This window comes from Streptomyces phaeoluteigriseus (assembly GCF_001896135.2).
In the GTDB taxonomy this organism is placed as follows: domain Bacteria; phylum Actinomycetota; class Actinomycetes; order Streptomycetales; family Streptomycetaceae; genus Streptomyces; species Streptomyces phaeoluteigriseus.
Map to the genome: position 1 here is coordinate 1 of NZ_MPOH02000042.1, position 13,623 is coordinate 13,623.

The following is a 13,623-nucleotide window of genomic DNA, read 5'->3' on the forward strand; positions in this document are numbered from 1 at the left end:
GGGTGGACATGACGATCGGCAGCTCAGATGTCCCAGGCATCTGCCGGGCGGTCGAGCCAGGCCTGCTGGCCGGTGGCTGTGGCCGTCAGTCCGAACCGCTCGAAGCCGGGCTCGTCCGCCGCACGCCACCAGGCGAGCGCCGCGGCGACCTCGTCCCACAGGCGGCGCGGACCGGACTGCCAGACCTGAGCCTCGGGCTGTCCGTCGGTGAACATGACGCACGCCCACGATCGGTCCGTCAGCCCGTAGAACCACACGGGCCGCGCACCGTCCCGCTTCTCAGCTGCCTGGTGGTGGCAGTCGCGCACCCGCAGCCCGACGGCGAACGGTCCGGCGGCGAACCGTCCCTCGCCGAGCAGTTCGGGCTCCGTCACGGTCGTGGTGCTCCGGTCTGCAGCCTCGACACCGTCCGTCACGTACACCTCGTGTCCGGCGAACAACGACCGCTGCCCGCGCAGCTTCATGAACTCCACCGGACGGGTGAATCTCCCCTCACCGCGGCGTCCGTCCTCGGCCACGGTGAGGCGGGCCACTGCGTCCATGTTCGTGAAGTGGGTGCCCCATGGCGCCAGGATCAGGCCGCCTGGCCTGACGTCGGAGATCCAGGCGGACGGGATCCGCCTCACACCGGCGGTCGCGATGATCCGGTCGTAGGGAGCGCCCGGCTGGTCGCCGTGCTCCCCATCGCGTGAGATGACCAGGACCCCGGCGTCGACCCGGGCGAGCCGGTCCCGTGCCGCGGCCGCCACCCCGGCGTCGACCTCGAGGCTCACGACGTTGTCACGGCCGCCGACCCGATGGGCAAGCAGTGCCGCGTTCCACCCGGTGCCGGTGCCGATCTCCAGGATGCGCTGACCCGGCTGCACGTCCAGGTCCCGCAGCATGGAGAAGACGACACTGGGCATCGACGCCGACGATGTCGGCACCTGGCCTCGGCCCTGGCGGGCGCCGTCGTCCCACTGGGTCAGGATCGGCACGTCCGCGTGCGCGTAGGAGAACCACAAGCTCGGTTCGTCGCGCAGGTCCACGGCGACGGTTACGCCGGTATCCATGTCGAACGGCCAGATCAGCTCCGGCAGGAACTCGGTCCGCGGCACAGCCGTGAAGGCCGGCAACCAGTCCGACGTCAGTACTTTGCGCTCAAGTAGGGAGCGGCCCAACGCGGCCCGCCCCTCCTCCGCCACTCCACTGAGTGTCATGTCAGGCGCAGACCTTCGGTCCGCCGTCGGGCGACGGCGGGACGGGCGGGCCGGGCCACGGCTGCCCGGGCACACCGTCCCCGTCTCCGTCCCCGCCGCCGGCCATCCGGATCACATCTGCCTTCATGCTGCTCCCTACGTGATTTCATCGTGCCGCGCCTGCGTAGGCGCGGGGTCTACTTCGGAAAGCCCAGCTCGTACAGAGCCCGGCTGTCCGGGCAGTAGTCGCGGTGCGTGCAGCGGGCGCACGTCCTGATGTGGATGTTGTAGACGCGCTTGGCCTCACGGCAGAGGCAGTAGGAACAGCTGCGCGGTTCCCACCGCAACAGCTCGCCCTTGACCACGCTGACCCGCGCGCTCAGGTCGTTCGTGGCCGGCTTGCCGCACCACACGCAGCGCTTGCCACTGAGGCGGTCGGCCGGGAGGTCGGCTGCCCTCGGCGTGGGCAGCAGCTCCGGCGCCCTTACGAAGCCGGGGTGCACGGCTGGTCCCCGACGAGGGGGAGGTCGTACGCCTCGCGGCACGAGGAGCAGGCGAACAGGCGGGCGCCGCTGCTGTCGCGGACGAGACGGGCGGTGTTGCTGTACGACTCGTGCCGGGCACACCAGGCGATGCCGGCCACGGGCGGACTGGGCGGGGGCTCGTCGGCTTGGGCCTTGCTTGTGCTCTTCATGATGCGGGCTCCCCTCGCTGGAGTGCGTTCGCAAGTCGTACGGCCACTGGTGCGCGGACGCGGCCGAGGTCAATGAGGCGGAGCGAGGGCGTCGCGGGGTCAACGGCCAGCGACGGCAGCACGATCCCGGCCTGGTCGAGTGCAGCCCTCAGCGTCTCCATGGCCGCGAAGGGATCGACGTCGGCGTCCTGGATCTGGGGGGCTGAGGTCATGAACAGGACGTTAGGGACGGAGTGCCGCCCGGCGCGAGGCGAGTTACCCAAAGTTTCTTGACCGCCCTGCGGAGTTGCGCGATGTTATCCACGAAGGCCAACTGAACCGAGTACACAGGGCGTTGCTCTCCCCGATGCTTGGCTGATCAGACCCCGACGAAAGGACTGGTCATGGCGCGACGGCTGCGCTTCAACGGCACCGGTAGCGGCGGTGGATCCTGCCCCGCGGTACACGAAGACCTCGATACGCGCGATGTGATCGTGCACGGACCACGGCTCACGGACTCGGCCGACATCGCCCAGCTCCAGCACCTCGACGAACACGAGATCCCGATCGTCGTCCCGCGCAACACCCTGATCGACTTCGGCCCGAAGGACCGGGATACCGAGCCGCGCATCCTGGACCCGCAGACGTTCGCCGGGATGTTCGAGAACTTCCAGCACAGCGCCTGGCACCTGGAGATGCGCAAGGGCTACGCCGTCGACCGGGCCACCGACACCTACGCCCAGTTCCTGCGGGACGAGACGCCCAAGTGGGACATGAACTCCGACTGGGCGCGCACCATCAGCGCCAAGACCCAGGATGGCGCGCACGTTGGCCGCGTCCGCATCGTCGACAATCCGCCGACCGAGGGGCAGCGGTACCTGCTCGCGCACGCAGAGCACAACGCCGAACTGGGCGAAGACGTGCGCAACATGTGGCGCCACGACGCGTACGCCGTGAACCTTCCGGACGAAGACTTCTGGATTTTCGACTCGCACATCGTCGCCCTGTGCCAGTGGGACGATGACGACAACCTGACGGGCGTGGAGCTGATCTCGGAGCCCGCGCGCGTCAACCAGTACAACCGGCTGCGTGACGCCGCCCTGCACTACGCGACGCCGTACAAGGACTTCGTGGCCGCGCTGGCTGCGAAGGAGGAGTGAGCAGGTGAGCACCGGTGAGCACGGACTATCAGAAGGCACGCGAGGATCTCGGGCTTCGGCTCCGCGGACTTCGGCTCGCCGCCCCTGGAGGCCGGCTCACCGGTACACAACTCGCTGAACGACTTGGGCCTGGGTGGACCAAGGTCAAGGTCAGCAAGCTGGAGAACGGCCGGCAGACGGCCACAGCCGAAGACCTGCGCGCGTGGGCCGACGGCACTGGCCAGCCAGAGATGTACGAGGAACTGCTCGCCCGGCTGCGCGGGTTCGAGTCCCACATCCGCTCATGGCGCCGCCAACTGTCGTCAGGGCACAAGGCCGTCCAGGACGCCGCCACGGTGGAGCACGAGCGCACTGAGGTCCTCACCATCTGGGAGAACGTCCTCATCCCCGGAATGCTCCAGACCCCGGACTACGCGCGGCACACCTTCAACCGGCACGCCGACCTCATGCGGTCACCGCGTGACACCGAGGACGCCGTCCGCGCCCGCATCCAGCGGCAGCAGGGGCTTTATCAGCAGGGCAGAAAGTACCGGATCATGATGTGGGAAGGCGCTCTACACTCCCTGATCTGCCCGCCGTCCGTCCTCACGGCGCAGCTCCATCACCTGGCCGGCTCCATCGGCCTGGACACCGTCGAACTCGGGATCATCCCGTTCAGCGCCTTGCTGAAGATCTGGCCCGGCAACAGCTTCTGGGTCTACGACGAACGCCTCGTCGTCGTCGAGGACTGGCACGCAGAGCTGTGGATCGATGACGCCGACAGCGTCGCGACCTACCTCCGCGTCTGGAACACGCTCGAGGAGTCAGCGGTGTACGGCGCCGACGCTCACAACGTGATCAACCGCGCACGGCGAGCACTCAACCCGCCACGCTGACTCCAGACACGACGAAGTGCCCCCTCCCGCAGTAGCGGGGGCGCTGATGACCTACACGTACTGCCGACGCTGCGGATCCAGCGCCAGGCTCTGGGAATTGGCGCCCTTCCCGGGCTGTGGATCCGGGGTGGGCGTGCTGTCCTTCCTGCACACGAGGGCGTCGGGATCCCAGGCTGGGGGCTGGAGGCTGTAGCCGTCGGGGCAGGCCGGGGCCGGCGCTCCGGGTGCGCCAGCGTCGCCGCGCGGCCCCTGCTCGCCACGCTCTCCCTGTGGGCCTGGTGGCCCGGTGACCGTGTCGCCGGGTGGCCCTGATGGTCCCGCAGGCCCTGGCGCGGTGGAGTCGCTGCCGTTCCGGCCGGGCGCTCCCGACGCGCCTGGTGCCGGGGTGATGGTGGGCGCCGGCTTGCCCGGTTCTCCCTGCGGACCTTGAGGCCCGGGTATGGGGACTGGCACGCGGGTGCGGTCGTCCAGGTTTTTCACGGCCTGGCTCGGGTCGGGCGCCTTCGGTGTCTCACCGGCGGCTGTCACCTGCGCACGCAGGATGCGCACGTCGGACGCGAGGGTGCTGACTGCCTCGCCTCTACGGTCGGCCTCGTCGGCGAGCTGGCTGCACCAGGACCAGCCGATGACGGCCGCGCCGGACAGCCGAGGAGCCAGCACGTGACAGCGATCTTTCAACAACTCCGGCACCGACTGCGCACGGGCGGGGATGAACCCACCGACCTTGTGTCGACCGTGGCCCAAGATAGCCGCTCCCCCGCGCCCGTCTGCGCACTACTGGACGATGTAAGGCCGCCCGGCAGCATCTCCACCATCGACGCCTGCCAGTTAGGGAGTTTTGAGTGGTATGCCGGAGTCGGTGAAAGTGCTGAGAAACGGGCCTTGCCTAGGAGAAACTTGCAGGTGACACAGTCTGCTCCCCGCGCCCGCGGGGATGGTCCCGCGGGCATGATCCAGGCGCAGATCCCCGTCGTCTGCTCCCCGCGCCTGCGGGGATGGTCCCCACTTCACCGGCGACGGAGCCTCCGCCGGGGGCTGCTCCCCGCACGCGCGGGGCTGGTCCGGCAACTCGGGCAGGCCGACCGTTGCGCCAGGCCGCCGCCCCTTGTTCCCCGCACGCGCGGAGAGGGCAGGCCCACTCGTCGGCGCCTCGGGGCACGGTGACACTCCGTCACCGCTGACCGGGCGATGGTTCGGCCGGCAGCATCGCCTCCACGAAGCCTGCCGGTTAGGACGTTTTGATCGAGATGCCGGAATCAATGAAGGTGCTGAGAATCGAGGCCCGGGCGGGAGAAACTCGCAGGTGACGAAGCCTGCTCCCCGCCCGCTCGGGGATGGTCCCCGGGAGTGGACATGACGACACCGCCGCCTCCGCTGCTCCCCCGCACGCGCGGGGATGGTTCCGCGGCCACCGCCGCCTTGGCGCCTGCACGAGGTTGATCAAGTTCGTTGAGCCTTGGTTCCGACTGGGCAAACGGATCTTCGTCCATTGATGGGTATGACAGGGTTCTGGCATGTCCAGCCCCATCGCGTACCCGGTCTTCTGCACCACTGACCCAGTACTGGCTCTACGTGTGGCGCGTCAGCTTGTGGCGGTGGGTGACCCGCAGTACGCGGAGGTGTCGGTGGACGTCGAGTTGCGCACCGTCTCGGAAGTGCTGAGGATACGCGAGGCGCTGCCGGATGCCTGGTTCCGGAAAGAGGACGTCCAGGACTGGGAGCGGGATCCTTCCGACCCGACGGGCTTGCACGTCGGTGTCCATGCACCCGAACTTGCCAGTGATCCTCATTTCCTCTCCTCGCACCTGCCGCTCTGGGCATCGATGCAATACCGGCCCGTGGGCAGCATCGAGGAGAGGTTCACTGCCTTGGTGGGCCCGAACGCTGGCGAGATCTGGTGGTCCAGTCTGAGCTGGCCTGACGTTCCGGACCGTGACATCTACGGCGAAGCCAACAATGCTCGGGTATCGCTGCTGTTCAACTGCCGTACACAAGGACTTAGCGAGCGCGCCGATGACCACACCGTGCTCGTTCATGTGCTCCGCAGGAACCTCGATGGGTCTGAGGAACGGCACGCCTCTTGGCTGGCAGAGCAGATCGGTCAGTCCGTCATCGGCCCTCCACTGGGGTGAGCCCGATCGGACCAAGGGTGCAGGCGTGACGCTCCGAACCGTACGGACCGTGACAGTCGGCTTACCAATTCCACTGGTTGTGATCGGCCGACGGAAATGGAAACGCCTGCTGTAGTACTCCTCGTGCCGGTGGGGAAGAGTCCCTTCGCCGCCGGCACGGTTGCTGCAAAACACCCCGTGGCCGCTTGCGCGGGATTGAACCGTGGGGCCGCCCGGCAATATCGCCGCCCTGACTCCTGCCAGTTAGGGCGTTTTGAGCGGTATGTCGGAGTCGGTGGAAGCGCTGAGAAGTGGGCCTCGCTTGGGAGAAACTTGCAGGTGACGCAGTCTGCTCCCCGCACGCGCGGGGATGGTCCCCACGGGCCGAAGGAGATGAAGCGTGTGCCCAACTGCTCCCCGCACGCGCGGGGATGGTCCCGAGTTCGGCTTGTTGATCGGCACCCAGGTCCGCTGCTCCCCGAACGCGCGGGGATGGTCCCGACGTCAGCTACGGCGTGGAGACCGAGAACCTCTGCTCCCTGCCCGCGCGGGGATGGCCCCGCGGTCGACGCCGGCGCCACGGACAACACCGTCTGCTTCCCCACGCGCAGGGATGGTCTCCAGGTAGACCCGAGCCGGTGGGCGGGCAGACCCTGCTCCCCGCACGCGCGGGGATGGTCCCACGGGCAAGGTCTCCGTCGACCCGCCCTCCACCCTGCTCCCCGCATGCGCGGGGATGGTCCCGCCGGCTCGCCCACGAACGACAGCCGGATTCGCTGCTCCTCGGATGCGCGGGGATGGTCCCGTCCTGCTGTGGCAGTCGGCCCCAGGGATGGCCTGCTCCCCGCACGCGCGGGGATGGTCCCACCCAGTCGGGCATGGGATCGAGCACCCGCCCCTGCTCCCCGCGGCCCACGGGGATGGCCCCTCGCCGTCCTCGACCAGCTCGCCGCAGACCTTTTGCTCCCCACACGCGCGGGGATGGTCCCCGTAAGAGAACCCCCGCCGCCAGTCCCTCCTGCTCCCCGCATGCGTTGGATGGTCCCGGCCCTCGGTGGCACCAGTTCCGGTCGTCGCCGGCGCGGGCTCGTGCGCTGTGGGGCCGCCCGGCAGCATTTCCACCATCGACGCCTGCCAGTTAGGGCCTTTTGGGTGGTATGCCGGAGTCGGTGAAAGTGCTGAGAAATGGGCTCGCTCGGGAGAAACTTGCAGGTGACGCGTCTGCTCCCCGCACGCGCGGGGATGGTCCCACCTCGAACCTGGCTGGGCGGGTGCCGTCCACCTGCTCCCCGCACGCGCGGGGATGGTCCCAACCCCTCTGGCAGGCACCGCAGTCCGGGCACCTGCTCCCCGCACGCGCGGGGATGGCTCCGACTCCGGAGTCATCTACCAGGAGATGGCCGACTGCTCCCCGCGCCCGCGGAGATGGTGCCGCCGTGACGGCCGGCGCCGACAACTGCTCCCTGGACGCGCGGGGATGATCCCATCGGGCAGAGCACGGGGACCAGGCCTGTCTCGCGTCTGTTCCGGTCGTCGTCGACGGCGCGGGCTCGGGCGCTGTGAGGCCGCCCGGCAGCATCGCCACCATCGAAGTCTCCCAGTTAGGGAGTTTTGAGTGGTATGCCGGAGTCGGTGAAAGTGCTGAGAGTCAGGCCTCGCCTGGGAGAAACTCGCAGGTGAGGCAGTCTGCTCCCCGCGCCCGCGGGGATGGTCCCCCGACCCCGACTCGGCTTCGCCGGCCGCCGTTCTGCTCCCCGCGCCCGCGGGGATGGCCCTCGAGGGAAGCGAGGCCCGCGCGTCAACATGGCCTGCTCCCCGCACGCGCGGGGATGGTCCCTCCGGGTTGTGCCAGATGACCTCGATCTTCGACCTGCTCCCCGCACGCGCGGGGATGGCCCCGCGGTCGACGCCGACGCTACGGACAACACCGTCTACTTCCCCACGCGCAGGGATGGTCTCCAGGTAGACCCGAGCCGGTGGGCGGGCAGACCCTGCTCCCCGCGCCTGCGGGGGTGCTTCCGGCTCCGAACGCCTCAACGGGTCCAGATCCTCCTCGCTCGCGCGGGCCCTCTTCATCAATGCCGCCGGGTTCACGGTGACACCCCGTCACCGCGGACCGGGCAATGTGAGGCCGGCCGACAGCATCGCCACCATCGAAGACCGTTTTAAGCAGTTTTGAGTGGTATGCAGGAGTCGGTGAAATTGCTGAGGAACGGGACTCGCCTGGGAGAAACTTGCAGGTGACGCAGTCTGCTCCCCGCATGCGCGGGGATGGTCCCGTCTTGTCCGTGACGGGCCCAGTGCTGAGTGGTTGCTTCCCGCCCTCGCGGGGATGGCCCTCCGGCCTTCATCTTGGGCGGCGTAGCGGGTCCCCAACTCCCCTGCACGGGAAGGTCCCGGCGTCACCGGCTGGGTGATGGCGGCCAGGTACTGCTCCCCGTTGCCCGCGTCATCTCCACCAGCGCCCGCTGAGTGGGGTATTGAGCAATATGCCGGATTCGGTGAAAGTGCTGAGAATCGAGCTCCATTCGGGAGAAACTCGCAGGTGACGAAGTCTGCTCCCCGCACGCGCGGGGATGGCCCCTGAGACGGGTCGAACTCAACTCCGGGGCCACTCTGCTCCCCGCACGCGCGGGGGATGGTCCCGCCGAACGGTCCCTCTCCGACGCGAAGCGCTCCTGCTCCCCGCACGCGGGGGGATGGCCCCTCGAACTTCTTGTCGTACGCGGTCTGTACCGCCTGCTCCCCGCGCATGCGGGGATGGCCCCAGTGACGTTGCGCTGTTTTGGCCGCCAGGATTCCTGCTCCCCACACGCCCGGGGATGGTCCCACCGACCTCATGCCCGAGGACCGCCAGGACTTCCGCTCCCCGCGCCTGCGGGGATGGTCTCCAGTCTCCGTCTGCGGGCCGTCGTCCCGGCGCTGTAATGGGGCCGGCCGACAGCATCGCCGCCAGCGAGGCCTACTTTAGGGCTTATTTGGCGGTATGCCGGAGTCGGTGAATGTGCTGAGAAACGAGCGCCGCTCGGGAGAAACTTGCAGGTGGCGCAGTCTGCTCCCTGCACGCGCGGGGATGGCCCCAAGACGGTTGTGTCGCATGCGTCGACGATCGACTGCTCCCTGCACGCGCGGGGATGGCCCCCGTCCCAGCTGTTGGCGGTGCCGTTCTCGGCCCTGCTCCCCGCACGCGCGGGGATGGCCCCACGACGTGGATCGCCACCATCAGCGGCGTCGGCTGCTCCCCGCACGCGCGGGGATGGCCCCGGTCCTGTCTTCGCGAGGGACCCCGAGCTGGACTGCTCCCCGCACGCGCGGGGATGGTCCCAAGGCGTACCTGAGCGCGTACGTCGTCGTGGATTGCTCCCCGCACGCGTCGGGAGGGTCCCGGCCTTCGCGAGTCCCTCGTCGGACGGGTCGACTGCTCCCCGCACCCGCGGGGGTGGTCTACATTCGTTCGCATTCGTTGCTGACTGGCAGTCTCGCCCGCGATCGGCGTGCCCCTCGAGGACCTCGTGCGCTGAGCGGCCGCCCCCGCAACGGGGGGTGCGGGAGCGACCGTTCTCCCGTGGCCGGCGCTGACGACGGCGCGGCCAGGCGCGGGAGTCCTGGGTGGACATGACGATCGGCAGCTCAGATGTCCCAGGCATCTGCCGGGCGGTCGAGCCAGGCCTGCTGGCCGGTGGCGCACTGGCCAGCATCTTCGCCCTGCGAGGCCTGACCCTGCGGCCCATCGTCCACAACCACCCGCCGCAGTACCAGTTCAACCCCGCGCTCCACCTGCACGCCACCCTCCCCGCCCCGGCGGGCGACGACGACTTCGGCGACGAAACCGACAACGTCCACCCGCTCCAGCGCTGACCCCGGTCGGTCCGCCTGGCCCTCGCCCACCCGCAGCCGCGGGGCCGGGCGAGTGCCGGACAGGCCGACGGCCGCCACGAACCACCCCGAGCGACAAGGAGATCCCGTTTGGGCGAAAGCCCCGACCGTCATAGGCGTGCTCACCGAGCCCCCGGCCCCGACCTGGTGGAAGGTCAACCGCCACAAGGTCTTCGGCGTCACCGGACTGCTGATCGGCTACCTGGTCGGCACCCACCTGCACGGCGCCCCGGAGCAGCAGCCGGACCAGCCCCGGCCCGGCCACACCACGCCGGCCACGCCCAAAGAGCACCGCACCCACACGGCCCACGGCCTCGCCGCATAACCCAGCCGCACCACCCGCTGCGCCCCGCCGACACCAGCACGACGTCGGCGGGGCGCAGCGCTGTCCACCGACGACTGGAGGAACTGCTCGTGCTCATTCCCCGCCCGCGCCGCCGGATCGGCCGGCCCCGCCCGCAGCGTCCCGGCCCCCGCTACCCGCAGCGTCCCGCCCGGCTCCCCAGTACCTGGAGCAGGTGATGGCCCGCCCCCGGAAACGGCGCCGCCGCGAGGCCAAGAAGGTGCCGCGCAGCACCGCGACCCTCGAGGAGTACGACCGGCGCAGCTATCCCGAGGGCCTGGTCACCCGCAGGCAGTTACGGGAGATGGGCCTGAGCCCCGGCGGGCACGGCCCGGTCGCGGTCCTGCGCTGCAGATACTGCGCGTACCGGCCCGACCAGTCGTGCAACCACCCCACCCGGGCCTGGCTCTACACCGTGGAACTCGCCCGGCCGAAACGGGTGCCGACGCTCGCGCAGGAATGGGCGCTGGACCGGGCGATGGCCGCGAGGTCCACCTGCCCGACGTGTTGCCGGAGGTACTACTTCTGCCTCCCGCTGCGCACCCAGGGCCGCTGCGACCCCTGCGCCAGGGGCTACGAGCCCAGTCCCGACACCTACTTCGCGTCCACGGCCCCGGTCACCCACCGGCTCGCCGCCTGATCAACGCACCCCTCGAAGGAGAGTCACCGTGGCTCTGTTCACCCGCACCGCCCCCGCGCCGGAGACCTGGACGCCGGAGGGCACGCTCGTCTCCCAGCGCTTCCGGGCGCTGGAGGGCGCGACCGTCCTCGTCTACACCGGCGACGTCGACCGGGGCAGCGCGCGCTACGCCGTCGCCTGCCTCGGCTGCACGCACCGCGTGGACCGCAACGCCGCGGGCAACGTGATGACGGAGACGGAGGCTGTCCAGGGCGCCAACGTCCACGCCGCCACCTGCCGGGCGGTGCCGCGCGGTGTGCCCGCCCGCCCCGACGACACCGAGGCCGCGAAGCTGATCCGCACCCGCCTGTGGGCCCGCCGCTACGGCAAGGCCCCGCACCAGGTGCACATCGCCGACTTCACCGCGCTCCGCGTCGACCTCCAGCGCCCCACCGACTGGATCAAGGCGCTGCTGACCGACCTCGCGCAGGCCGACCCCGGCTTCCTCACCGCGACGCCCGTCAGCTCCGGCCAGGGCACCCGCTTCACCGTTCAGCCCTTCGACCGGCCCTGACCGTGCGCGCCCGAACCGCCGCCCTGGTCGCGGCCGTCATGCCCGTCACGGTCGCCGCGGCCGCGGTCGCGCTCAAGGCCGGCCACTGGGAGCTGTACGCCGACCGGCACCGCATCCACCTCACCCCTATTGCCCGCCGCTCCTGCCCCGACTGCCGGGGCGCGGGCGGCTGGTGGGTCGGCGGCGCGAACCCGGAGATGGAGCCGTGCGGTTGCTGGGCTGAGCGGCGCGAGCTGACTCTCCGGCTCCTGCCGCCGCCCCACCGTCCCCTATGACGAACCTCCGTTCTGACGGATCCCCGTGCCGCCCCGACCAGATGACAAGCGCTGGCCGGGGCAGTGCGGAGGACCGGACAGCCCGGTCGCTCCGCAACCCCCGAAGGAGCCGCACATGACCGAGACTCTCACCCCGCCCACCGTCGCCGCCGGCGCGGACTCACCGCTCGCCCTCCGCTTCGACATCGCCCTGGAGATCGACGTGCAGGGCGAGGACCAGCAGCGCGACAACGCCGAGATGGCCGCCCTGGACCACGTCTGGAACGCCTACCCCGACACCCTCGGCAAGGCCCTGGACGACGACGACTGGTCCGGTCGGCCCGCCCACGCGGGGGCCGACCTGGAGCCGTGCGCCATCGCCTACCTGGACGGCGGCATGTGGCTGCACCACTCCAGCGACGGCGACCAGGAGCAGGACGTCCTCACCCTCATCGCGCCCTGCACCTGCGGAATCGGATACGTCGACACCGTCCTGAACGGCGAGCGGGACTTACTGCAGGTCCTCACCGACCTGCGCGCCACCGGAGGCCGCTTCCCGCAACAGGATCGTCGTCGCCCCCGGCGACTCCCGGTCCATGCTCCTGATCCTCGAGAAGTGCGAGGGCTACTGCCAGGGCGTGGACGGCCGGGCCGGCCCCAACCTGGCGTGCGAGAGGTGTGGGCGGGCCGTGGCGACCCGCATGGACGACTGCGGGCTGTGGCAGACGGTGTGGCTGGAGCCCGATGCGGTCGTGTGCCGGCCCTCGGGGCTCCCGGCCGGTCCGCCTCCTGACTGGGACGACGTGGAGCGCGCCGAGCACCGGGTCCAACCCGTCGAACCCGACGGGTCGTGGAGCCGCCGCTGGGAGGCGGCGGTCGGGGTCGCGCTGGCCCACCTCGTGGCGGCCACCGAGGACCACCCGGTGACCCTCCCCGCCGGCCCCGTCGCCGAGTTGCTCGGCCACGCCGTCGGTCAGTGCCTCCCCACCGGGCCCGCGGCCCGGTCCCTCGAGCTGGCCGGCCCAGGGATCCCCACGCCCCAGCCCCGTCCCGTCTGGAGCAGCGTCCCGATGGGCGTAGGCCAATGCTCGTCCGGGTGCAGCATCGCGCGCCAGGCGGGTCGTTGCCCGTGCCGTCAACGTTCAGGTTGTCCATCGTGGAGGGGATCTTGGCGGGTTGCCGACGCGGCGTCCCCTTTCCGGGCTGTGCGGGCGCTGTTGCTTGAGGCCGGTGCGGCGGTGAGGGGATGTGGTGCTTCGTGACTTGCGAAAGGTAGCGCCCCGTCTTCATATTTTCTCGCGCTGTGACCTACTGAGAAGGAATCTCTTACCTCCGCCTCAACAAAACGGCGGCCTCCTCCCTTATGTCTTGAGGATCGCCAAGCCGTCCGCTGGCAGTGAGCCGGTGGTGGCCGAGAAGGGTGGAGGACACGTTGACCGAGATCGTTGCACTCGCGGGGGCTGTCACGTTGATGGTGCTCGCGCTGGTCAGCCGGTTGGGGACAGGACACGGTCGGATCGGGGTGTGGGAAGTGCTGCGGGAGGTCGCTCGGGGCCGTTCAGCTGCTGCGGCGGAGCGTGAGTGGCGGGCTACAACCGTTGAAGTTCTCGACCGTTTGCCCGCGGGCGGCGGGCTGGACATGGTCGACGATCGAGGCCACCGCCGCACGTACCGTGTACTGACCCGCAATGACGTATCTCCATGACCTCGGCGCACGCGCACTACTCGGCGCAGTGAGGATGCATGTTCGAGGAGCCACAACCACCGGGGTTCGAGGAGTTTTTCACGTGTTATCACCCCATGGTTTGCCGATACTTGCTCTGGCGTGAGTCGGAGTACAGCGTCCTGGAGGATGCCGCACAACTCGCGATGATGGCTGCCCTCTGAAGCTTCCCCTTGATGTTGGACACCTGGAGACTGGGACGTGAGGTTCCAGAGGAAGTAGTGCCAGGTGGGAAGC

General features: G+C 69.7%; 13 protein-coding genes. 9 read left to right on the top strand and 4 right to left on the bottom strand.

The annotated features are described in order from the left end of the window. Positions 1-23 precede the first annotated feature (23 nt). The 4 genes from BM536_RS37425 to BM536_RS37440 form a co-directional block, all read right to left on the bottom strand. Positions 24-1,199 carry a methyltransferase domain-containing protein gene (locus tag BM536_RS37425; RefSeq protein ID WP_073499587.1) on the bottom strand — a complete coding sequence of 392 codons (1,176 nt, stop codon included), beginning with the start codon at positions 1,197-1,199 and terminating at the stop codon, positions 24-26. Positions 1,200-1,375: 176 nt separating this feature from the next. Continuing rightward, the gene (locus tag BM536_RS37430; protein ID WP_073499589.1) at positions 1,376-1,681 is read right to left on the bottom strand and encodes a hypothetical protein; all 306 of its coding nucleotides are present in this window, start codon (positions 1,679-1,681) and stop codon (positions 1,376-1,378) included. Next, entirely contained in the window at positions 1,663-1,872 is a 210-nt protein-coding gene (locus tag BM536_RS37435; protein ID WP_073499590.1) for a hypothetical protein, read from the bottom strand. The genes BM536_RS37430 and BM536_RS37435 overlap by 19 nt, the downstream gene beginning before the upstream one ends. Then, positions 1,869-2,084 (bottom strand): hypothetical protein, encoded by a 216-nt coding sequence (locus BM536_RS37440; protein ID WP_073499592.1) that lies wholly within the window; start codon positions 2,082-2,084, stop codon positions 1,869-1,871. The genes BM536_RS37435 and BM536_RS37440 overlap by 4 nt, the downstream gene beginning before the upstream one ends. 171 nt (positions 2,085-2,255) lie before the next feature. Between BM536_RS37440 and BM536_RS37445 the strand changes: the two genes are divergently transcribed. From BM536_RS37445 to BM536_RS42000, 9 genes are all read left to right on the top strand, one after another. Continuing rightward, positions 2,256-3,011: a DUF6879 family protein gene (locus tag BM536_RS37445; protein WP_073499594.1), complete on the top strand. Its 756-nt coding sequence runs from the start codon at positions 2,256-2,258 to the stop codon at positions 3,009-3,011. Positions 3,012-3,025: 14 nt separating this feature from the next. Continuing rightward, positions 3,026-3,886, top strand: a complete 861-nt coding sequence (locus BM536_RS37450) for a helix-turn-helix domain-containing protein (protein WP_073499596.1) — start codon at positions 3,026-3,028, stop codon at positions 3,884-3,886. Between the two features lie 1,514 nt (positions 3,887-5,400). Then, positions 5,401-6,018, top strand: a complete 618-nt coding sequence (locus BM536_RS37460) for a hypothetical protein (protein WP_073499598.1) — start codon at positions 5,401-5,403, stop codon at positions 6,016-6,018. 3,594 nt (positions 6,019-9,612) lie between these two features. Beyond that, positions 9,613-9,855 (top strand): hypothetical protein, encoded by a 243-nt coding sequence (locus BM536_RS37465; RefSeq protein ID WP_094104050.1) that lies wholly within the window; start codon positions 9,613-9,615, stop codon positions 9,853-9,855. A gap of 136 nt (positions 9,856-9,991) precedes the next feature. Beyond that, positions 9,992-10,198 (top strand): hypothetical protein, encoded by a 207-nt coding sequence (locus BM536_RS37470; RefSeq protein ID WP_094104051.1) that lies wholly within the window; start codon positions 9,992-9,994, stop codon positions 10,196-10,198. A 196-nt stretch (positions 10,199-10,394) separates the two neighbouring features. Then, positions 10,395-10,856, top strand: coding sequence for an RRQRL motif-containing zinc-binding protein (locus BM536_RS37475; RefSeq protein ID WP_073499522.1), 462 nt, complete (start codon positions 10,395-10,397; stop codon positions 10,854-10,856). Between the two features lie 28 nt (positions 10,857-10,884). After that, positions 10,885-11,409: a hypothetical protein gene (locus BM536_RS37480; protein WP_094104052.1), complete on the top strand. Its 525-nt coding sequence runs from the start codon at positions 10,885-10,887 to the stop codon at positions 11,407-11,409. A gap of 2 nt (positions 11,410-11,411) precedes the next feature. After that, positions 11,412-11,684, top strand: a complete 273-nt coding sequence (locus BM536_RS37485; protein ID WP_170109988.1) for a hypothetical protein — start codon at positions 11,412-11,414, stop codon at positions 11,682-11,684. A 115-nt stretch (positions 11,685-11,799) separates the two neighbouring features. Further along, a complete protein-coding gene (locus BM536_RS42000) occupies positions 11,800-12,456 on the top strand; it encodes a hypothetical protein (protein WP_211363019.1) in 657 nt (218 codons plus the stop codon). The last annotated feature ends 1,167 nt before the right edge of the window (positions 12,457-13,623 follow it).